19 protein-coding genes are annotated in these 17663 nt (G+C 70.7%); 8 read left to right on the plus strand and 11 right to left on the minus strand.

What is annotated here, in order from left to right:
* Position 1 precedes the first annotated feature (1 nt).
* Positions 2 to 256 carry a hypothetical protein gene (locus MKL20_RS20805; protein ID WP_244038267.1) on the plus strand — a complete coding sequence of 85 codons (255 nt, stop codon included), beginning with the start codon at positions 2 to 4 and terminating at the stop codon, positions 254 to 256.
* On the opposite strand, the gene MKL20_RS20810 is transcribed toward MKL20_RS20805, so the two are convergent.
* Positions 205 to 801 (minus strand): RecX family transcriptional regulator, encoded by a 597-nt coding sequence (locus MKL20_RS20810; RefSeq protein ID WP_244038268.1) that lies wholly within the window; start codon positions 799 to 801, stop codon positions 205 to 207. The two genes, MKL20_RS20805 and MKL20_RS20810, sit on opposite strands and share 52 nt — an antisense overlap.
* 155 nt (positions 802 to 956) lie before the next feature.
* Between MKL20_RS20810 and MKL20_RS20815 the strand changes: the two genes are divergently transcribed.
* From MKL20_RS20815 to grpE, 3 genes are all read left to right on the plus strand, one after another.
* Entirely contained in the window at positions 957 to 2384 is a 1428-nt protein-coding gene (locus MKL20_RS20815) for a TAXI family TRAP transporter solute-binding subunit (RefSeq protein ID WP_244038317.1), read from the plus strand.
* A 141-nt stretch (positions 2385 to 2525) separates the two neighbouring features.
* Complete coding sequence (locus tag MKL20_RS20820; RefSeq protein ID WP_243963406.1) at positions 2526 to 5318, plus strand: [protein-PII] uridylyltransferase; 2793 nt, start codon at positions 2526 to 2528, stop codon at positions 5316 to 5318.
* Positions 5319 to 5421: 103 nt separating this feature from the next.
* On the plus strand, positions 5422 to 6036 hold the full coding sequence (gene grpE, locus MKL20_RS20825; protein ID WP_243963408.1) for a nucleotide exchange factor GrpE: 615 nt from the start codon (positions 5422 to 5424) through the stop codon (positions 6034 to 6036).
* Positions 6037 to 6052: 16 nt separating this feature from the next.
* Here the strand turns inward: grpE and MKL20_RS20830 are convergent, their stop codons facing one another.
* The 3 genes from MKL20_RS20830 to MKL20_RS20835 form a co-directional block, all read right to left on the minus strand.
* The gene (locus MKL20_RS20830; protein ID WP_244038269.1) at positions 6053 to 6445 is read right to left on the minus strand and encodes a hypothetical protein; all 393 of its coding nucleotides are present in this window, start codon (positions 6443 to 6445) and stop codon (positions 6053 to 6055) included.
* A 302-nt stretch (positions 6446 to 6747) separates the two neighbouring features.
* Positions 6748 to 6882: a hypothetical protein gene (locus MKL20_RS33045; protein ID WP_279594895.1), complete on the minus strand. Its 135-nt coding sequence runs from the start codon at positions 6880 to 6882 to the stop codon at positions 6748 to 6750.
* Positions 6879 to 7187: a hypothetical protein gene (locus tag MKL20_RS20835; protein WP_244038270.1), complete on the minus strand. Its 309-nt coding sequence runs from the start codon at positions 7185 to 7187 to the stop codon at positions 6879 to 6881. Before MKL20_RS20835 ends, MKL20_RS33045 begins: the two co-directional genes overlap by 4 nt.
* A gap of 164 nt (positions 7188 to 7351) precedes the next feature.
* Here MKL20_RS20835 and MKL20_RS20840 point away from each other — a divergent pair, with 164 nt between their 5' ends.
* Together MKL20_RS20840 and MKL20_RS20845 are read left to right on the plus strand one after the other, a co-directional pair.
* Entirely contained in the window at positions 7352 to 8197 is an 846-nt protein-coding gene (locus MKL20_RS20840; RefSeq protein WP_244038271.1) for a DUF6502 family protein, read from the plus strand.
* 11 nt (positions 8198 to 8208) lie between these two features.
* Positions 8209 to 9540 carry a DUF5666 domain-containing protein gene (locus MKL20_RS20845; protein ID WP_244038272.1) on the plus strand — a complete coding sequence of 444 codons (1332 nt, stop codon included), beginning with the start codon at positions 8209 to 8211 and terminating at the stop codon, positions 9538 to 9540.
* A gap of 297 nt (positions 9541 to 9837) precedes the next feature.
* Here the strand turns inward: MKL20_RS20845 and ada are convergent, their stop codons facing one another.
* Positions 9838 to 10902, minus strand: a complete 1065-nt coding sequence (gene ada / locus MKL20_RS20850) for a bifunctional DNA-binding transcriptional regulator/O6-methylguanine-DNA methyltransferase Ada (protein WP_244038318.1) — start codon at positions 10900 to 10902, stop codon at positions 9838 to 9840.
* Positions 10903 to 11073: 171 nt separating this feature from the next.
* On the opposite strand from ada, the gene MKL20_RS20855 reads away from it, so the two are divergent.
* Positions 11074 to 12060 carry an alginate O-acetyltransferase AlgX-related protein gene (locus tag MKL20_RS20855; RefSeq protein WP_244038273.1) on the plus strand — a complete coding sequence of 329 codons (987 nt, stop codon included), beginning with the start codon at positions 11074 to 11076 and terminating at the stop codon, positions 12058 to 12060.
* Here the strand turns inward: MKL20_RS20855 and MKL20_RS20860 are convergent.
* Positions 12057 to 12803: a YebC/PmpR family DNA-binding transcriptional regulator gene (locus tag MKL20_RS20860; protein ID WP_244038274.1), complete on the minus strand. Its 747-nt coding sequence runs from the start codon at positions 12801 to 12803 to the stop codon at positions 12057 to 12059. The two genes, MKL20_RS20855 and MKL20_RS20860, sit on opposite strands and share 4 nt — an antisense overlap.
* A gap of 180 nt (positions 12804 to 12983) precedes the next feature.
* Here MKL20_RS20860 and MKL20_RS20865 point away from each other — a divergent pair, with 180 nt between their 5' ends.
* Positions 12984 to 13142: a hypothetical protein gene (locus MKL20_RS20865; RefSeq protein WP_244038275.1), complete on the plus strand. Its 159-nt coding sequence runs from the start codon at positions 12984 to 12986 to the stop codon at positions 13140 to 13142.
* A gap of 299 nt (positions 13143 to 13441) precedes the next feature.
* Here the strand turns inward: MKL20_RS20865 and MKL20_RS20870 are convergent, their stop codons facing one another.
* The 5 genes from MKL20_RS20870 to MKL20_RS20890 all read right to left on the minus strand — a co-directional run bounded on the left by MKL20_RS20870 (position 13442) and on the right by MKL20_RS20890 (position 17636).
* Positions 13442 to 14191 (minus strand): HAD-IA family hydrolase, encoded by a 750-nt coding sequence (locus MKL20_RS20870; RefSeq protein WP_244038276.1) that lies wholly within the window; start codon positions 14189 to 14191, stop codon positions 13442 to 13444.
* Positions 14185 to 14871, minus strand: coding sequence for a ribulose-phosphate 3-epimerase (rpe, locus tag MKL20_RS20875; protein WP_244038277.1), 687 nt, complete (start codon positions 14869 to 14871; stop codon positions 14185 to 14187). Before rpe ends, MKL20_RS20870 begins: the two co-directional genes overlap by 7 nt.
* Positions 14872 to 14954: 83 nt before the next feature.
* Positions 14955 to 15368 (minus strand): NUDIX domain-containing protein, encoded by a 414-nt coding sequence (locus MKL20_RS20880; protein ID WP_244038278.1) that lies wholly within the window; start codon positions 15366 to 15368, stop codon positions 14955 to 14957.
* Between the two features lie 330 nt (positions 15369 to 15698).
* The gene (locus MKL20_RS20885; RefSeq protein ID WP_244038279.1) at positions 15699 to 16559 is read right to left on the minus strand and encodes a phosphoribulokinase; all 861 of its coding nucleotides are present in this window, start codon (positions 16557 to 16559) and stop codon (positions 15699 to 15701) included.
* A gap of 21 nt (positions 16560 to 16580) precedes the next feature.
* Positions 16581 to 17636 carry a class 1 fructose-bisphosphatase gene (locus MKL20_RS20890; RefSeq protein ID WP_244038280.1) on the minus strand — a complete coding sequence of 352 codons (1056 nt, stop codon included), beginning with the start codon at positions 17634 to 17636 and terminating at the stop codon, positions 16581 to 16583.
* Positions 17637 to 17663 lie beyond the last annotated feature (27 nt).

Consider the following 17663-nt stretch of genomic DNA (forward strand, 5'->3'; position numbering starts at 1 on the left):
CATGCAGGACACAGCGCAATCACCGGATCGCCCAGATCCCGGCTACACGCAGGACGATTGGGATGCGGTCTGCGACAATCCCGTGATGACCGACGCGGAACTGGCCGAACTGCGACCGGCGAGTGCGGTGCCGGAGGTCTTCCGTCTGCTGCCGAAGCGCGGACGGCCGAGCGCCGAAGCGGCCGAAGGCTCGGGCCTGATCGATCACTCCACCTCGTCCGGGTCGGCATCGACCACCCGGCGGGCGAGGTCATAGGAAAAGCCGGCCCGGGCCAGGGCGCCGAGGTCGCGGTCGCGGTAGAGCTCCCGCGTGTCGGGCCGGCGATGCGTGCCGAGGCGTCGCCGCTTGGCGTAGGCGCGGGCCGCCTGCAACTCGATATCGGCGGCCTCCGCCTCAGGGATCGCCTCGCGCTCGGCCCGCATCGTGGCCTCGACCACGTCGCGGGGCACCCCCTTGGCGGCGAGCTTCGCCGCGGCGCCCCGGCTCGACGTGCCGCGCCGGCGCAGCGTGGCGAGCCGGGTATCGGCGAAGCGGACATCGTCCACCAGGCCGGCCGAGACCGCCCGCGCCACGGTGGCGGCGATCATCTCGGCGAAGGCGGACGGATCCTCGCCGCGCAGACGGGCGCGCTTGTCGACGCGCCGGCTCAGGGTCCGGCGCAGCATCTCGGTCGAGGCGCTGTAGCGCTCCAGGTAGTAGAGCGCGACACGCTGCAGCCAGGCCGCGCTGACCGGGCCGGGCGGCCGACGCTCCGTAGTGCGGGTTCCTGGCCCGGATTCTGCAACGTTTGGTGGTTTCACCGGTTCTTCACGATCTCGACAGGTTTGCGTTCCATGACGTGGGGATGGAACGCGCGCAACGCGACAGGCTCGGCCATGGTCCGGAGCATAGTCCTTCGCCCGATCTCACCCACGGCCCGTGGCGGCGACGCCTGCGCGTCGCGGCGACGATCCTGATGCGCCGCGAGTGGCTCCTCGTTCTGGTCGCCCTCGGGCTGGCCGCGGTCGCGGCCGGCATCGTCTATCTGTCGCGCCCGACCACCCTCACGGTGGCGGTCGGCCCCCAGGACGGGGCCGAGGCCACCCTGATCGAGGCCTATGCCAACGCCCTCGACCGGAGCCGCGAGGATGTCCGGCTCCGGGTCGTCCGCTTCAGCGACGTGCGCGACAGCGCCCTGGCGCTCCAGCGGAACCGCGCCGACCTCGCGGTGGTGCGGCCCGACGTGTTCCTGCCCGAGAACGGCCTGACCCTGGCAATCCTGCACGACGAGGCCCTGGTGATCGCGGCGCCGGAGGGGGCCGAGATCGAGGACGTTCCGGCGCTCGCGCGCAAGCGCCTCGGCATCGTCGTGCGCCACGGCGCCGATCTGCCGTTCCTGACGAACCTGCTCTCCTTCTACGATCTTTTGCCGGACAGCCCGGCTGAAGATCAGCCGGAGGGAAGCCACGCGGCCGGTGAGACGGAGATCGCGGCCGGCCACGTGCAGGTGGTGCCGCTGAAGATCGGCGACGTCACGGCGGCGCTTGCCGAAAAGCGCGTCGACGCGGTGGCGGTGATCGCGAGCCCCGCCTCGAAGACCGCCGGCGCGGTGGTGCGCGCCATCGAGCTGGGCTCCCCCGACCGCAAGATCGGCTTCGTGTCGATCCCGGACGGGGACGCGATCCTGCAGCGCTTTCCGGAATTGCAGGCGGTGACGATCCCGGCCGGGACCTTCGGCGGCCGCCCGAAGCGCCCGGACGAAGATGTCCGCACCGTCGGGGCGTCCTATCGCCTGATGGCGCGGGGCTCGGTCAGCCGGGTCGCGATCGCCTCGGCAACGCAGCACCTGTTCGAGTGGCGCTCGCGGCTCGCCGCGGCGGCTCCCGCCGCCAAGCTGATGAAGGCGCCGGATTTCGACACCACGGTCGCGGCGACCTCGGCGCGCCTGCCGAACCATCCCGGCGCCGTCGACTATTTCGAGCGCGAGCAGCAGACCTTCCTCGATCGCTATGAGGATTACATCTACCTGCTCGCCTTCTTCGGCGGCACGATCGGCTCCGGCATCGCCTGGATCGGCCAGCGGCTGGCCCGCAAGCGCCGGGAGCGCATCGACATCGTGCTCGACCGCCTGCTCGACATCATGCGCGAGGTGCGGGCCGCCACCAGCACGGCCGAACTCGACGAAATCGCGATCGAGACCGACGGGCTCGTGGCCGATGTCGTCTGCTACGCCCGGGAGCGCAGCATCGACGCCCGGACGGTGAGCGCCCTGATCCTGGCGGTGGACGGCGTCCACGCCGCCATCGCCGATGCCAGGCGGCGGGCCGAGGGTTCTACCCCCGGCGTGACCACCCGATCGCGCACCGGCCGGCTCCTGGCCCTCAACCTGCCGGCCGCGGAGTGATGGCGCCCGTCCGCGCAGAAGCATCGGACCGTGGCCCAGGTGCCCTCCTGGCTACGAGCGGGCATCCGGGCCAGAGGAACCGCTGTGCGCGGCGCATCACCGCACGGCTGGCGGCGTAGGCATATCATGCTAACGGGAGGCATGTTCGATCCCGTCGCCGCCCTCGAAACGGTCCTTGAAAACCTCGACCGCGAAGCCCGCGAGCCGACCAAGCTCCGCGCTGCGCTCGTGCCCGAGCTGCGCCGGGTCATCGAGGAGGGCCACCGCGCCGCGGAGGCGCAACTGCTCGAGGACCGCAATGGCCTCCGTTGCGCACAGGCCCTGTCGGAGCTGACCGACGCCGTGGTGCGGACGATCCACGACGCCGTGGTGCGTCAGCTCTACCCCAACGACAACCCGTCGACCGGCGAGCAGCTCGCCGTGGTCGCCACCGGCGGCTACGGCCGGGGCACGATGGCGCCCGGCTCCGACATCGATCTGCTGTTCCTGCTGCCCTACAAGCAGACCGCCTGGTCCGAGAGCGTCGTCGAGGGGATGCTCTACGTCCTGTGGGATCTGAAGCTGAAGGTCGGCCACGCCACCCGCTCCGTGGAGGAATGCCTCCGCGAGGCCAAGGCCGACATGACGATCCGCACCGCGCTCCTGGAAGCGCGCTACCTGTTCGGCACGCGGATCCTGTTCGAGGAGCTGGTGACGCGCTTCGATGCCGAGCTGGTGGTCGGCTCGGCCGCCGAATTCGTGGACGCCAAGCTGCGCGAGCGCGACGCCCGGGTCTCGAAGGCCGGCTCCTCGCGCTATCTGGTCGAGCCCAACGTCAAGGACGGCAAGGGCGGCCTGCGCGACCTGAACACGCTGTTCTGGATCGCCAAATACACCTACCGGGTGCGCGACCAGATGGAACTCGTCGGCGCCGGCCTGTTCACGCAGGAGGAATACGCGCTGTTCGAGCGCTGCGACGAGTTCCTGTGGCGGGTCCGCTGCCACATGCACTTCGTCACCAAGCGGTCGGAGGAGCGGCTGTCCTTCGGCCTGCAGCCGCGGATCGCCGAGCGCTTCGGCTACGAGGCGCGCGGCGGCCTGTCCGGGGTCGAGCGCTTCATGAAGGCCTATTTCCGCGTCGCCAAGGATGTCGGCGACCTCACCGCCATCGTCTGCGCCGAGCTGGAGGCGCGCCATGCCAAGCGCACGCCGGTGCTTGACCGCTGGATCGGCCGGTTCCGCGACCGGTTCCGCGCCACCGCCATCGAGGCCGAGGACTTCTGGATCGACCACGGCCGGGTGAACCTGCGCGCCGAGGACGCGTTCGAGCGCGATCCGGTCAACCTGATCCGCCTGTTCTGGCTGGCCGACCGGCACAACCTGGCGATCCACCCGGACGCCAAGCGGCTGGCGAACCGGTCGCGACGCCTGATCACCCCGACCCTGCGGTCGGACACCGAGGCCAACCGGCTGTTCCTCGAGATCCTGACCTCGCGCAATGCCCCCGAGGAGGCCCTGCGCGAGATGAACGAGGCCGGCGTGCTCGGCCGCTTCATCCCGGATTTCGGCCGCATCGTCGCGATGATGCAGTTCAACATGTACCACCACTTCACGGTGGACGAGCACCTGCTGCGCACCGTCGGGGTGCTGGCGGCGATCGAGTCGGGCCGCGTCGACGAGGCCTATCCACTGGTCTCGCGCCTGATCCACACGGTCCACAACCGCACGGCGCTCTACGTGGCGATCCTGCTGCACGACATCGCCAAGGGCCGGCCCGAGGACCACTCGATCGCCGGGGCTGCGATCGCCGAAAGGCTCTGCCCGCGCTTCGGCCTCACCGAGGCCGAGACCGAGACCGTGACTTGGCTGGTCGAGCATCACCTGCTGATGTCGATGACCGCGCAGAGCCGCGACCTGTCTGACGCCAAGACGATCGAGCGCTTCGCCTCGGTGGTGCAGAGCCTGGAGCGGCTGAAGCTCCTGACCATCCTGACGGTCGCCGACATCACCGCGGTCGGCCCCGGGGTCTGGACCGCCTGGAAGGGCACCCTGGTCCGCACCCTCTACGACGAGACCGAGGTGTTCCTCTCGGGCGGCCATTCGGAGATCGCCCGCACCGACCGGGTACGCCTCGTCCAGATGAGCCTGCGCGAGCAGCTGCCCGGCTGGGGATCGGACGAGTTCGACGCCTATGCGGGGCGCCACGGCCAGGCGTATTGGCTGAAGGTCGACGGCACCCGCCAGCTCAAGAACGCGGTCTTCCTGCGCGACGTGCTCAGCGAGGGCCGCACCAGCGCCACCGACGTGGCCCTCGATCCGGTGCGCGGGGTGACCGAGATCACGATCTACTCGCCCGACCACCCCCGCCTGCTCGCGATCATCACCGGGGCCTGCGCGGCGGCCGGCAGCAACATCGTCGACGCGCAGATCTTCACCACGACCGACGGCTTCGCCCTCGATACGATCTTCATCTCCCGGGCCTTCGAGCGCGACGAGGACGAGCTGCGCCGGAGCAAGCGCATCACGGCCGCGATCGAGCGCTCCCTGAAGGGCGAGATTCGCATCGCTGACCTCGTGGCCGACAAGCACCCGCCGACCAGCGCCCGGGCCAAGACCTTCCTGGTGCCGCCGGATGTCGGGATCGACAACGCCCTGTCCTCCCGCGAGACCGTGGTGGAGGTGACCGGCCTCGACCGGCCGGGCCTGCTCTACGAGCTGACCACGGCGTTCGGGCGGCTGTCGCTCAACATCACCTCGGCGCATGTCGCCACCTTCGGCGAGCGCGCGGTGGACGTCTTCTACGTCACCGACCTCACTGGCACCCGGGTGACGCAGCCCGACCGGCAGGCGGCGATCCGCAAGGCGATGCTGGACGTGTTCGCAGGCGACGTCGCCGCCCTCCGGGCCGAGGGGCTGGAGGCCCTGGTCGCCGCGCCGCCGCCGCGCGAGGCGTGAGCGTACGGGTTGATTTCGGCCGCCCCGGGTCAGATATCAGCGCCGAATCTGATTGCCCCCACCTATCCCTACTGACGACTGAAACGCGATGACGAGCAACGACATGTCCCAGGATGACCAGCGCCAGACCACGGTCGAGGCCGGTTCCAGCGCGGCCCAGGAGACCGCGTCGGGCGGCAAGGCCGCCGAGACGCCGTCCGTCGATCCGGTCGCCGAGGCCCTGGCCCTGCTGACCGCCGAGCGCGACGAGCTGAAGGACCGGATGCTGCGCACGCTGGCCGAGATGGAGAACCTGCGCCGCCGGACCGAGCGGGAGATCGCGGATGCCCGCGCCTACGCGGTCACTAACTTCGCCCGCGACGTACTCAACGTGGCCGACAACATCCACCGCGCCCTCGACAGCGTCCCGGCCGACGCGAAGGCCGCCGCGGACGGCGCCTTCAAGGGCCTGATCGACGGGATCGAGCTGACCGAGCGCGACCTGGCCAAGACCCTGGAGCGCCACGGGGTGAAGCCGGTCGAGCCGCAGGGCCAGAAGTTCGATCCGAACCGGCACCAGGCCATGTTCGAGGTGCCGAACCCCGATGTCCCGGCCGGCACCGTCGTGCAGGTCGTGCAGACCGGCTACGTGATCGGCGAGCGCGTGCTGCGCCCGGCCCTGGTCGGCGTCGCCAAGGGCGGCCCCAAGGCGGCGGCGAGCCCGGCCGACGCCGCCTGATCCCGTCGACGCCTAATCAACGCGCCTGCGCGGAGGCGTCCTCGCAGGGCAGCGTCGTGGCGAAGTCGGAGATGAACCGCGCCGTCTGCCGGGTCTCGGCCGGCGCGCGCGGGTCTCGGGCGACCACGACCGCCTCGACCTGGAGGCGTCGGTTGCAGGCGCAAGCCGGCAGCCGGCCCGAGGCGGGATCGGGCCAGCAGGCATCGTGGTGCGCGCAGGCCCGGTCCAGGGCGTCGATCGGCGGATAGCCCGGGCCGCGGCTCCCGGGCCCGCAGAAATTGCCGTAGATCAGGAGGGCGCCCTGCCCGGATGGCCCGGGCGGCACAATCTCCTGCGCCGTCGCGGTGGAGACGCCGAATCCGAGGGCGAGCAGAGCCGCCGCGATGGGGTTGAGCCTGGAAGCGTTCATGGCCAATCCTGCGTCGGGGATCCTCCTGACGCCGCGGCGCTACCGACGCGGCATTCGGCGGCCACATCACCGGTGCGCCGCGGAGATCCCGACCGGCAGACGGATTCGCGAAGCCGAACGCCCTGCATAGCGACCGAACGCGACGATATCGTCAAGATCGGCAGTTACGAATATTGCACAGAGTCGGCACTCTTCATCGATCAGGATCGGCACGGGCCGCGAATTCTGTTTGCCGGCACGGTAATACGACGGGACGGTGGTTGTCCTCTGCCGCTCCGACCAACCTGCGACCGTGCCGTGGGTCAGAGGGCCAGGAGCAGCAGGCCGACGACCGTCACGGACAGGATCAGGCAGAGCGCGAGATCGAGGATCGGCGCGCCTCCGCAGGTGGGCGTCTGCCGGGTATCATCACCCACCGCCGGGACCATCGCGCTCACGACCGCGCCTCCGCTGCGATCAGAGTCAGCGCGGCGGTCCTGTCCGCGCGAGCGAGCGTGACGGGACCGGAGGCTGCCGCCGCCCCGTCTGGGGGGATGGCCGGGGCGGCGGCCTGCGACGCTCTCGTTTCGCCGGCACGGTGGACCGTGTCCGCGACGGTGATGCCGAGGGCGGGCAGTGCGAGGGCGGCGAGCACGCACAGGAGGCGCTTCAGCCGCGGCATGGGGTTGGTCTGCCGGGTCCGGCAGGGCGCAGTTGTGGGGAGCGTGAGGGGCGGCAGGGCTTCGACCACCAGTCTGCGCATGTCGGCTCGCATCGTCCCGGGCTCCGTCGTCGCTGTGGGAAATTTGACCACGCATCCGAGTTACGTGTGCAAAATTCCCACGTCAATCCGAAATCGCCGCTCCGGCGTGTGCATGCGCACGCCGTGGGATTGTCTCCCACGACACATTCGCTAACGATGCCGCCATGTCCGAGAGCACCGACACCAAACTGGAGGGCGCCGGCCTGCACGCGCCGCTCGCGCGGCTGCTGCGGCCGCTGGTCCGCCTGCTCGTGGCCCGCGGCATCACCTTTCCGGCGCTCACCGATCTGCTGCGCGAGCTCTACGTGAACGTAGCCGAGTACGACTTCGCCCTGCCCGGGAAGGAGCAGACCGACAGCCGCGTCTCCCTGCTAACCGGCATCCACCGCAAGGAGGTCCGGCGCCTGCGCGGGGCCGGGGCGCCGGTGAGCGTCGTGCCGGCCGTGGTCTCGCGCACAAGCCGGATCATCGCCCGCTGGATCGCCGACCCGGCGTTTACCGATCCGCAGGGCCAGCCCCTGCCGCTGCCGCGCACCGCCGATGCGGGCGCGCCGTCCTTCGAGGCCCTGGTCTCCGGGGTGACCCGCGACCTGCGCCCCCGGGCGGTGCTCGACGAGTGGCTCGACCGCGGGCTCGCCTTCCTGGACGCGCAGGATCGGATCGTGCTGGCGGAAGCCGCCTACGTGCCGCGCGGGGACGGTTCGGCCGAACCGCAGCTCTATTATTTCGGTCGCAACCTGCACGACCACATCGCGGCGAGCGTGGCCAACATCGTCGGCGACACGCCGCGCTTCCTGGAGCGCGCCGTGCATTACGATGGGCTGTCCAAGGAACTCGCGGCCAAGCTCGAAGCGCGGGCGCGCGAGATCGCCATGGAGGCCCTGCATCAGGCCAACCGGGAGGCGCATGCCGCCTGCCAGACCGATCCCGGCGGCGAATACCGCTGGAATTTCGGCCTCTACGTCTACGCCGAGGCCGCGCCGCCGGCCCGGCCCGCGGACGGGCGTTGAGAGGCCGGCCGGTGCGATCCTCTCCGAACCGCCGGTTCGTCCTGCGTCTGCTCGCGGGCGCCGCCACCCTGCTGCCGGGCATTGCCCGGCCGCAGGAGAGTCCCCCCGATCAGGGCATCGGCGGCACCGGCATGAAAATGATCGAGGAGCCGAAGGACGGCCCCCTCGGCGAGGGCGACCGCGGCATCGGCGGCACCGGGGTGATCGGCACGATCCGCCGGTTCGGCTCGATTTTCGTCAACGACCTGCGCATCGCCTATCCGCCAGAAGTCGCGGTGCAGATCGACGGGGAACCCGCCAAGGCGGCGGACCTGAAGATCGGGCAGGTCGTGCACGTGGTCGCCCGGCCGGAACGGGGCGGCCTCGGCACACGCCGCATCGACGTGACCAGCGAAGTGGTCGGGAAGGTCGAATCCACCGCCCCGGGGCGGATGATCGTGCTCGGCCAGCGGGTCGATACCGCCAGCCTCACGGGTGACTGGCAGGCGGGCAGCCGGGTGGCGGTGAGCGGCCTGCGCCGCCCCGACGGCGTGATCGTGGCGAGCCTGATCGAGACGCGGACCTCCGGGCCCGACCGCGTCGCCGGGCCGGTGCGTCGCGACGCGGGCGGCGGCCTCGCCATCGGCGGCCTGCGCCTGAAGGGCGCCGACGCCCTGCCCCCGGGCCAGCGCGCCTTGGTGACCGGCGTGACCGAGCTCGGAGTCCTCAGCGTGACCAACGCCGCCCAGGTCGGGCTGCCGTTCCCGCCGGGCCTCAAGCGGGTGTCGATCGAGGCCTATATCGGTCGCGCCGGCACCGGCCTCGATCTCGGCTCGGGGCTTGCCGTGTCGGGCTATGCGGGGCTGCGTGTGCCGCGCCAGGGCAGCGTGCGTGGCGTGCTCACCGCCGACATCGCGCCTAACGGCGTGCTCACCCTGGAGCGGCTCCGGGTCGAGGACCGGATCGCCCCGGAGCCGCCCCGGCCGGACGCGCCGCGGTTCGAGCGGGAGCGCGATCGCCTCGACCTGCAGAAGCTGCCCGACCTGCCGGAGATGCCCGGTCGCCTCGGCGCCGAGCCCGGCAACCGCCAGAGCCCCTTCGGCGGCCTCGGCGGCCCCCACGGCCCGACGATCGACACCCGCCCCGGCGCAGGCGGCATCCCGGGCGCGGACGGCCACGGCGGGTTCGGGGCGCCGCGCGGCGGTCCCTTCGGAGGCGCGCCGGGCGGCCCCGGCACGTTCCCGGGAGCACCGGCGGGCGGTCCCGGGGGCTTGGGTGGGCCTGGAGGCTTCGGTGGTCCTGGCGGCGGCCCCGGAGGCCCAGGCGGTTTCGGGGGGCCACCCGGTGGGGGCGGTCGGCGCTGAGGGCTTGCCGCCCGTGCGGTCTCACCCGGTCTCCGGTTAAGGAATTCGCGAGGACAGTGCAGGGCGCGCAACGGTGGCTAGCAGATGACACAGGCCCCTTTCCCGGACACCTGGAACGCTAGTGGAAGGTGATCCGGGATCCAGCGCAGAAAGCGCCGCGCAGCGGCACGATCGTTAAACAACGCGGACGCTGCGCGTCGTCTCATGCTGGGTCCCGGGTCGCATTCCGCTCGCGCTGCATGCGCCCGGGAAAGGGACGGTGCGAAACCGGCTAAGGGCCGCGACGTCAGGCTCTGTTTAGCCCTCCGCCTCCCGCGCGAGCAGATCGCGCTTGCGGGCGACGCCCCAGCGGTAGCCCGACAGGGAACCGTCCGAGCGGACCACCCGGTGGCACGGGATCGCCACCGCCAAGTGGTTGGCCCCGCAGGCCTGGGCGACGGCCCGCATCGCGGTGGGCGCCCCGATGGCGCGGGCGATGTCCGCGTAGGTCGCGGTCGCGCCGACCGGGATCGCCCGCAAAGCCGCCCAGACGCGCTGCTGGAACGCGGTGCCGCGGATGTCGAGGGGCAGGTCGAGGCCGGTGCCCGGCGCCTCGACGAGGCCGATGACCCGCGCCATCCAGGCCTCGAAATCCGGATCGCCGCCCTCGATCTCCGCCCCCGGGAACCGGTCCTGCAGGTCGCGGACCAGGGGCTCGGGCTCGTCGCCGAGCAGGATCGCGCAGAGCCCCGCCTCGGTGGCGGCCACCAGGATCGCGCCGAGCGTGCAGGCGCCGACGCCGAACCTCATGCGGATGCCGGTGCCGCCCTTGCGGTAGGCGGCCGGCGCCATGCCGAGGCGCCCGGTGGCCTCGGCGTAGAATTGGCTCGCGGTGGAGTAGCCGGCATCATACAGCGCCTCGGTCACGGTGGCCGCCTTGGCCAGGCCGGCGGCGACGGCCTCGGCCCGGCGGGCGGCGGCGTAGGCCTTCGGGGTGACACCGGTGGCGGCCTTGAACACCCGGTGGAAATGGTAGGCGCTCAGGCCCGCGGCCCGGGCGAGGACCGCGAGCGGCGGCATCGTCTCGGCGGTCTCGATCAGCCGGCAGGCCCGGGCGACCGCCTCGGACCGGCGCTCTGCGAGGCCGGGCTCGTTCGGCCGGCAGCGCCGGCAGGGCCGGAAGCCTGTTGCCTCGGCCTCCGCGCAGGTGGCGTGGAAGGTGACGTTCTCGGGCCGGGCCGCCCGGGAGGGGCAGCTCGGGCGGCAATACACGCCGGTGGTGCGGACCGCGTAGACGAAGCGGCCATCCGCCCGCGCGTCGCGGGTGACGAGCGCCGCCCAGCGCTCGGAATTTTCGGACTCGGCAGTCGAGACGGCGATCATGGCCGCACCACTATGCGGCGCGGCGGCCGCGTTGGGGAGGGGCTTGGCGGAGGCGGACATGACGGGACCTGCCGGGTGCGTATATCGAATGCTCGTCACCCTGCCGTCCGGCGGCCGAGGCTGCATCCCGCGCCTTGCTGCCGAATTCCCGATCCCTCCCCTGAGTGCGCCATGGCGTCGAGCAACACCGATCACATCCATGTCGGGCGGGACGGCTGGCTGTTCCTGAAGACCGGGACCAACGACATTCTGGGGCAGTTCGAGCGCCCGGAGGAGACCACCGACCTGATCTGGGCCTGGCGCAGCCTCGTGGCGACCCGCGAGCGGCGGTTGCGCGCCATGGGCATCCGCTACCGTCACGTGGTCGCGCCGGACAAGCTGCTGATCTACGACAATCACCTGGACGGCATCGCCATCGCGCCGACCGCATCCCCGGCCTACCGGCTGCTCCACGCCGAACCGCCGCTCGGCGGCCCGTGGCGGCGGGGCCTCACCGGCCTCTACGCGGATTGGCGGCGGCGCAAGCGCTGGCGGGAGACCTGCATCGATCTGGTCACGCCGATGCGCGCCGCCCGCGATGCGGCCGACCTCTATTGCCGGACCGACACGCACTGGAGCTTCGACGGCTGCTACCTGGCCTATGCCGAGATCTGCCGGGCCTTCGGGGCGGAGCCGCGGGCGGATCTCCGCGACCGGCCCTTCACGGAAGTCGACCATGACGGCGACCTCGGCAGCGCCTTCGACCCGCCCCGCCGGGCACCGTCACGGGCCTATCGGATCCAGCAGGATGCGGTGCGGACCTATGCCAGCCCGATCGTCGAAGCGCGCGAGAAGGCCGGCCTGCTGCACACGCTCCATGTCGGCGCCAACGTCGTCTACGGCAACGCCCAGGCGACCGACCCGCGCCGGCTGGCTTTGTTCGGCGACTCGTTCTCGCACGTCATGCCGTACATGCTGACGATCCTGCTCGCGGAGACGTTTCGCGAAGTGCACTTCGTCTGGAACACGGCGCTCGACTGGTCCTACATCGCCCGGGCGAAGCCGGACCTGGTCCTGACCGAGGTCGCCGAGCGCTTCATGGCCCAGCTGCCGGATGACGATTTCTCGCTCGACGCCTACGTGCAGGAGCGGTTCGGCGCCGAGCTGGCGGGCGCTTAGCCCTCCAGCTTCGCCATCAACGCATCGGACAGGGCGAAGTTGACGTAGACGTGCTGCACGTCGTCCTGATCCTCGATCACCTCGACCAGGCGGATCAGCTTCTCACCGGTCTCGTCGTCGACATCGATCGTGTTCTGGGCCTTCCAGACCAGGCCGGTGCGGGTCGGCTCGCCGAAGCGCGCTTCCAGGGCCTTGGCGACCTCGCCGTAGGAATCCTGCGCGCAGATGACCTCGTGGCCCTCCTCGCTGGAGCTGACATCGTCGGCCCCGGCCTCGATCGCCGCCTCCAGCATCGTGTCGGCATCGGCCACATTGGCCGGGAAGCCGATCACGCCGACCCGGTCGAACATGAACGCCACGGCGCCGGTCTCGGCGAGGCTGCCGCCGGACTTGGTGAAGGCCGAGCGCACGTCGGAGGCGGTGCGGTTGCGGTTGTCGGTCTGCGCCTCGACGATCAGCGCGGCGCCGCCGGGGCCGTAGCCCTCGTAGCGGATGTCCTCGTAGTTCTCGCCATCCGCCCCGGCCGCCTTCTTGATGGCGCGCTCGATATTATCCTTGGGCATGTTCTCGGCGCGGGCCGCGATGATCGCCGCGCGCAGGCGCGGGTTCATGGCTGGGTCCGGCGTGCCGAGCTTGGCCGCCACGGTGATCTCGCGGGCGAGCTTGCCGAACACCTTCGAGCGGACCGCATCCACCCGGCCCTTCCGGTGCATGATGTTCTTGAACTGCGAATGGCCTGCCATGGCGTGTGAGACTTTGTTCGTTGGCGAGGGCGGAGATCCGGGACCCCGCCGTCGCGGCTGTGAGGTCGCCGCGTTATAGGCCGCCGGCTTCCGACGAAGCAACGCGGCCGGGGATCGTCGCGACCGGGGAAAGATCGCCGGCGCCGGGCGTTGGCGAGGAACATGTCAGTTGGAAACCCGATGCCGAGCCGGACCGAACACGACACGCGCGTGACGACGGCCCCGGCCGCCGAGCGGCGCTGGCTCAAGCTCGGGATCGCCACGCTCCTCGGCGCGGTGGCCGGCTCGATGCTGTTCGCCACCGAGGCCCAGGGCCGGCCGGCAGCCCGGCGGCGCTAGCGCGTCGTGCCAGGTATCGGAACCGGCACGACGCGCTCGCTTTTTGATGTGCACCGTCTTCCTCCGAAAGCCGGCGGCCACCTTTCGGGACGATGCTCTAAGCGGCTTCACCCATCCGCCCGCATGATCCTCTGGTACTGGAGCCGTTCCAGATCGCGTTGCGACAACAACAGGGGCTGCCTGAGTCTTGATCGGTACCCGTCCAACCCCCCCTCATCCTGAGGGGGTTGGGGTGGAGGAGCGCCGATCAGGATCGGATCGACGTTTGTATCCGTTCAACGGGCCGCCTCTCCAAGGCGTCAGCGCACGCCCGCGTGCCAATCCCGGAGCGCGGCCAGCGTCACCACGTGGCCCGGCCATTCCAGGCCAGCGAGGTGCCGGTGGGGGCGATCCGGCTCGCCGAGATCCGAGACCGCCGAGAAGGCGCCATCGAGCCGGTGGCTGTCGGTGTAGCGGCTTCGTGTCGCCAGGACCGGCAGCCCGGCGGCGCGGGCCGAGGCGATGCCGGCCGCGGAATCCTCGAAGGCCACCGCCTCCGAGGCCGGCACCCCGAGCCGGTCCAAGGCCAGCAGGAACACGTCGGGGGCGGGCTTCTTGCGGTCCGCCTCGTCGCCGGCCGCGATCACCGCGAAGGGCACGTCCGAGGCCGGAAAGTTGGCCGCCAGCAACCGATCGACATTCGGCCGGCTGGTGGTGGTGGCGATGGCGAGCCGGAGCCCGGCAGCCCGGGCCTCGCCGATCAGCCGGGCGATCCCCGGGCGCAGGGGTAGGCCGATCTCGGCCATGAGGTCGCCATACGCGATCGTCTTGCGAGCATGGATCTCGGGGGCCTGCGCGTGGAAGGATGCGGCCTCGCCCGGGTGGCGCGTGTCGATGTAGTGGGTGAGCCGCTCCTTGCCGCCCATCACGGTGAGCAGGTCGGCGTAGAGCGCCGGGTCCCAGTGCCAGGGCAGGTCCAGGTCCGCGAAGGCGCGGTTGAACGCCTGCCGGTGCAGGTCCTCGGTCTCGGCGAGCGTGCCGTCGACGTCGAAGATCAGCGCCCTCAGCACGAGAGGTCGCGACCGGAGGCGCCCTCCGCGCCCGCCCGGATCGCCGCGATGCGCTCCGCATAGGCGTCGGGACCGCCGCTGAAGACCGCGTTGCCGGCCACGAACGTGTCGGCGCCGGCGCGGCTCGCCGCCTTCACGGTCTCGGCGTCGATGCCGCCATCGACCTGGATGCGGATGTCGCGGCCCGCCACCATGGCACGCACCCGCGCCACCGTCTCCATGCTGCTTTTGAGGAACTTCTGGCCGCCGAAGCCGGGATTGACGGTCATCACCAGCACCAGATCCACGATGTCGAGCACCGGCTCGACCATCGCAGCGGGGGTGCCGGGATTGATCGCCACGCCAGCGCGCTTGCCGAGGTCGCGGATGGTCTGGAGCGAGCGGTGGATATGCGGCCCGGCCTCGGCATGGACCGTGATCCCGTCGGCCCCGGCCTCCGCGAAGGCCGCGAGATACGGGTCGGCCGGCGCGATCATCAGGTGCACGTCGAAGAATTTATCGGTGTGCGGGCGCAGCGCCTTCACCACCGGGGGGCCGAAGGTGATGTTGGGCACGAAATGCCCATCCATCACGTCGAGATGGATCCAGTCGGCGCCGGCCTCGGCGACCGCGCGGGTCTCCTCCGCGAGGCGCGCGAAATCGGCCGAGAGGATCGACGGGGCGATGACGGAAGGCAGCATGCGAAATCCGGGATCGGGCGGGCCGGGGCGAGCGCTCAAGGCCGATGAGGTGCGATCCATTTACGTCGCCTCGCCGGCGGTTCCTACCCCTGTGGGTCGGCCTGTCGGATGAGCGCGATGGCGGTCTTCGCCGCGAGCGTCAGGGGCTGCGGCGGCGCCTCCAGGTCGAACCAGTCCAGGCCGTCGTGCTTGTCGGGCTCGACGAGCCGCGGCGCCCCGGAATAGGAATCCACCCGGTAGACCGGCGCGACCCAGTGGATGCCCGCATTCCGATCGATGTGATCCACGACGCAGAGCAGCGTGACCGGCTCGATCCCGATACCGAGCTCCTCGGCGACCTCGCGCTTCACCGCATCGGCCACGGGCTCGAACAGGTCGACCTTACCCCCCGCCAGCCCCCAATGCCCGGCCTCCGGCTCGGTCCTCCGGCGCAACAGCAGGATGCGCCCGTCGACGACGATGGCGGCCCCGCACCCGACCCGTGGCTCCACCTGCACGATCCGACATCCCTTTTTTTGGGATTTTGCTGGTGCCACGCGGAGGACCGAGTCGCCAGTGCCGGCAGCCCGGATCGTCATTGCGAGCGCAGCGAAGCAACCCAGTGATCCGCCACGCTTTGGGAGCGCACGCTGCCCTGGGTTGCTTCGCTGCGCTCGCAATGACGGCGGGGGATGATCGGCGGAGCGATCAGCGCAGAACCGGCGGCGGGATGAACCACGCCGTCATTCCGGGCTCCGCTTCGCGGCCCCGGAATGACGGGGCGGATGCTTAGGCGTCCATGCACCCCAAGCCCTTCGCGCGAGCGGGAGAAACCAATCCCCCAAAAATCACGCCAACCGGCGGCGGCGTTCCACGAGCTGCATGATCATCGGCGTCAGGATCAGTTGCATGGCGAGGTCGAGCTTGCCGCCCGGGATCACGATGGAATTGGCCCGGCTCATGAAGCTGTCGTGGATCATCGACACGAGATAGGAGAAATCGATCCCCTTCGGATCCTTGAAGCGGATCACCACCATCGACTCGTCAGCGGTGGGGATCCAGCGGGCGATGAACGGGTTCGAGGTGTCGACGGTCGGCACCCGCTGGAAGTTGATGTCCGTGAACGAGAATTGCGGGCAGATGGTCTGCACATAATCGGGCATCCGGCGCAGGATCACGTCGGTGACGGCATCCGTGGAATAGCCGCGGAACGAGCGGTCCCGGTGCAGCTTCTGGATCCATTCGAGGTTGATCACCGGCACGACGCCGATCTTCAGGTCGGCGTAGCGGGCGATGTCGACATCCGGGTCGGCCACGCAGCCGTGCAGGCCCTCGTAGAACAGCAGGTCGGAATCCGGCGGGAACGCCTCCCACTCGGAGAAGCTGCCCTCCGGGATGCCGTAGGCCCGGGCGTCGTGCTGGTCGTGGGCGTAGTGGCGGGTCCGGCCGGTGCCGTTCTCGGCGTAGCTGCGGAACACCGCCTCCAATTCCGGCAGCAGGTTCGCCCGGGGCGCGAAATGCGACAGGGTCGGCTCGCGCGCCATCATGGCCCGCATCGTGTCCCGGTCGAAGGCGTGAAAGCCGTCGCCCTCGATGAACACCGCGCGCACGTCCTCCCGGCGAAAGATCTGCTCGAAGGTGTTGCGCACCGAGGTTGTGCCGGCCCCGGAGGAGCCGGTCACCGAGATGATGGGGTGCCGCGCCGACATTTTTTCTTCTTGGCGTCCTGCCTATGAGCGCATCAGGCCGCGCTGACCGAACAGCGGCGAGCGGCCGGCATCGGGCTTGCCGCCGGCATAATAGGCGGCCACGCAATCGACCTCCTCGGTGGAGCCGCAGACCAGCGGCGCGCGCTCGTGAATCCCGGTCGCCACCAGGTCGAGGATGCGGGTCTGGCCGTCGGTCGCGGCGCCGCCGGCCTGCTCGATCAGCATCGCCACCGGGGCGACCTCGTAGAGCAGCCGCAGGCGGCCGCGGGCGTAGTTCTTGCGGGCATCGCCCGGATACAGGAACACGCCGCCCCGGGTCAGCACGCGCTGGATGTCGGCCACCAGGGAGGCGAGCCAGCGCATGTTATAGTCCTTGTCTCGCGGCCCCTCGGTGCCGCGCTGGCAATCCTCGATATAGGCCTTCACCGGGGCGTCCCAGTGCCGGGCGTTGGAGGCGTTGATCGCGAATTCCTTGGCCGAGGCCGGGACCGACATGGCTGGGCTGGTCAGGCGGAACACGCCGTCGGCGCGGTCGAGCACGTAGGATTGGGTGCCGTCGCCGAGCGTCAGGATCAGGGCCGTGGCCGGGCCGTAAGTCACGAAGCCGGCGGCGATCTGGGCGGTGCCGGGGGTCGTGAACGAGGCCAGCGGGTTGGCCGGATCCTTGATCGACGGGCGGATGCCGAAGATCATCCCCACCGCCATGTTGACGCCGATGTTGGACGAGCCGTCGAGCGGGTCGATGGCGACCGCCAGCGGCGCGTCCGGGTTCAGCCGCATCACGTCCTCGGCCTCCTCGGAGGCGACCTCGGCGACGGGAGCGCCCTGCAGGGCGGCGGTGACGCTTTCGTGCGCGATCACGTCGAGCGCCTTCTGCACGTCGCCGTCGCTGTTGTTCTCGCCCGCCGCCGCGAGGTCGCCGCCGAGCGCGCCACGCCCGATCAGCGCGCTGATCTCCACCGCCGAGCCCGCGATCGCACGGATCACCGCGGCGGTATCCTTCAAGGCCGGGTTGGCCGCGACCGCCTGCGCCAGGCAGGTCTCGAGAGGCGTCCCGATCGCTGCTGAAATTGCCATCGGCCTATCTCTCCTGCTGAAATCCCG

The sequence above is a fragment of the Methylobacterium sp. E-066 genome (assembly GCF_022829635.1).
In the GTDB taxonomy this organism is placed as follows: domain Bacteria; phylum Pseudomonadota; class Alphaproteobacteria; order Rhizobiales; family Beijerinckiaceae; genus Methylobacterium.

Excerpts from the sequence above, each read along its gene's own strand:
- MKL20_RS20805 (WP_244038267.1), top strand. The coding sequence starts at position 2 with ATGCAGGACACAGCGCAATCACCGGATCGCCCAGATCCCGGCTACACG.
- MKL20_RS20815 (WP_244038317.1), top strand. The coding sequence starts at position 957 with ATGCGCCGCGAGTGGCTCCTCGTTCTGGTCGCCCTCGGGCTGGCCGCG.
- MKL20_RS20820 (WP_243963406.1), top strand. The coding sequence starts at position 2,526 with ATGTTCGATCCCGTCGCCGCCCTCGAAACGGTCCTTGAAAACCTCGAC.
- grpE (WP_243963408.1), top strand. The coding sequence starts at position 5,422 with ATGTCCCAGGATGACCAGCGCCAGACCACGGTCGAGGCCGGTTCCAGC.
- MKL20_RS20830 (WP_244038269.1), bottom strand. The coding sequence starts at position 6,445 with ATGAACGCTTCCAGGCTCAACCCCATCGCGGCGGCTCTGCTCGCCCTC.
- MKL20_RS20835 (WP_244038270.1), bottom strand. The coding sequence starts at position 7,187 with ATGCGCAGACTGGTGGTCGAAGCCCTGCCGCCCCTCACGCTCCCCACA.
- MKL20_RS20840 (WP_244038271.1), top strand. The coding sequence starts at position 7,352 with ATGTCCGAGAGCACCGACACCAAACTGGAGGGCGCCGGCCTGCACGCG.
- ada (WP_244038318.1), bottom strand. The coding sequence starts at position 10,902 with ATGATCGCCGTCTCGACTGCCGAGTCCGAAAATTCCGAGCGCTGGGCG.
- MKL20_RS20855 (WP_244038273.1), top strand. The coding sequence starts at position 11,074 with ATGGCGTCGAGCAACACCGATCACATCCATGTCGGGCGGGACGGCTGG.
- MKL20_RS20860 (WP_244038274.1), bottom strand. The coding sequence starts at position 12,803 with ATGGCAGGCCATTCGCAGTTCAAGAACATCATGCACCGGAAGGGCCGG.
- MKL20_RS20865 (WP_244038275.1), top strand. The coding sequence starts at position 12,984 with ATGCCGAGCCGGACCGAACACGACACGCGCGTGACGACGGCCCCGGCC.
- rpe (WP_244038277.1), bottom strand. The coding sequence starts at position 14,871 with ATGCTGCCTTCCGTCATCGCCCCGTCGATCCTCTCGGCCGATTTCGCG.
- MKL20_RS20885 (WP_244038279.1), bottom strand. The coding sequence starts at position 16,559 with ATGTCGGCGCGGCACCCCATCATCTCGGTGACCGGCTCCTCCGGGGCC.
- MKL20_RS20890 (WP_244038280.1), bottom strand. The coding sequence starts at position 17,636 with ATGGCAATTTCAGCAGCGATCGGGACGCCTCTCGAGACCTGCCTGGCG.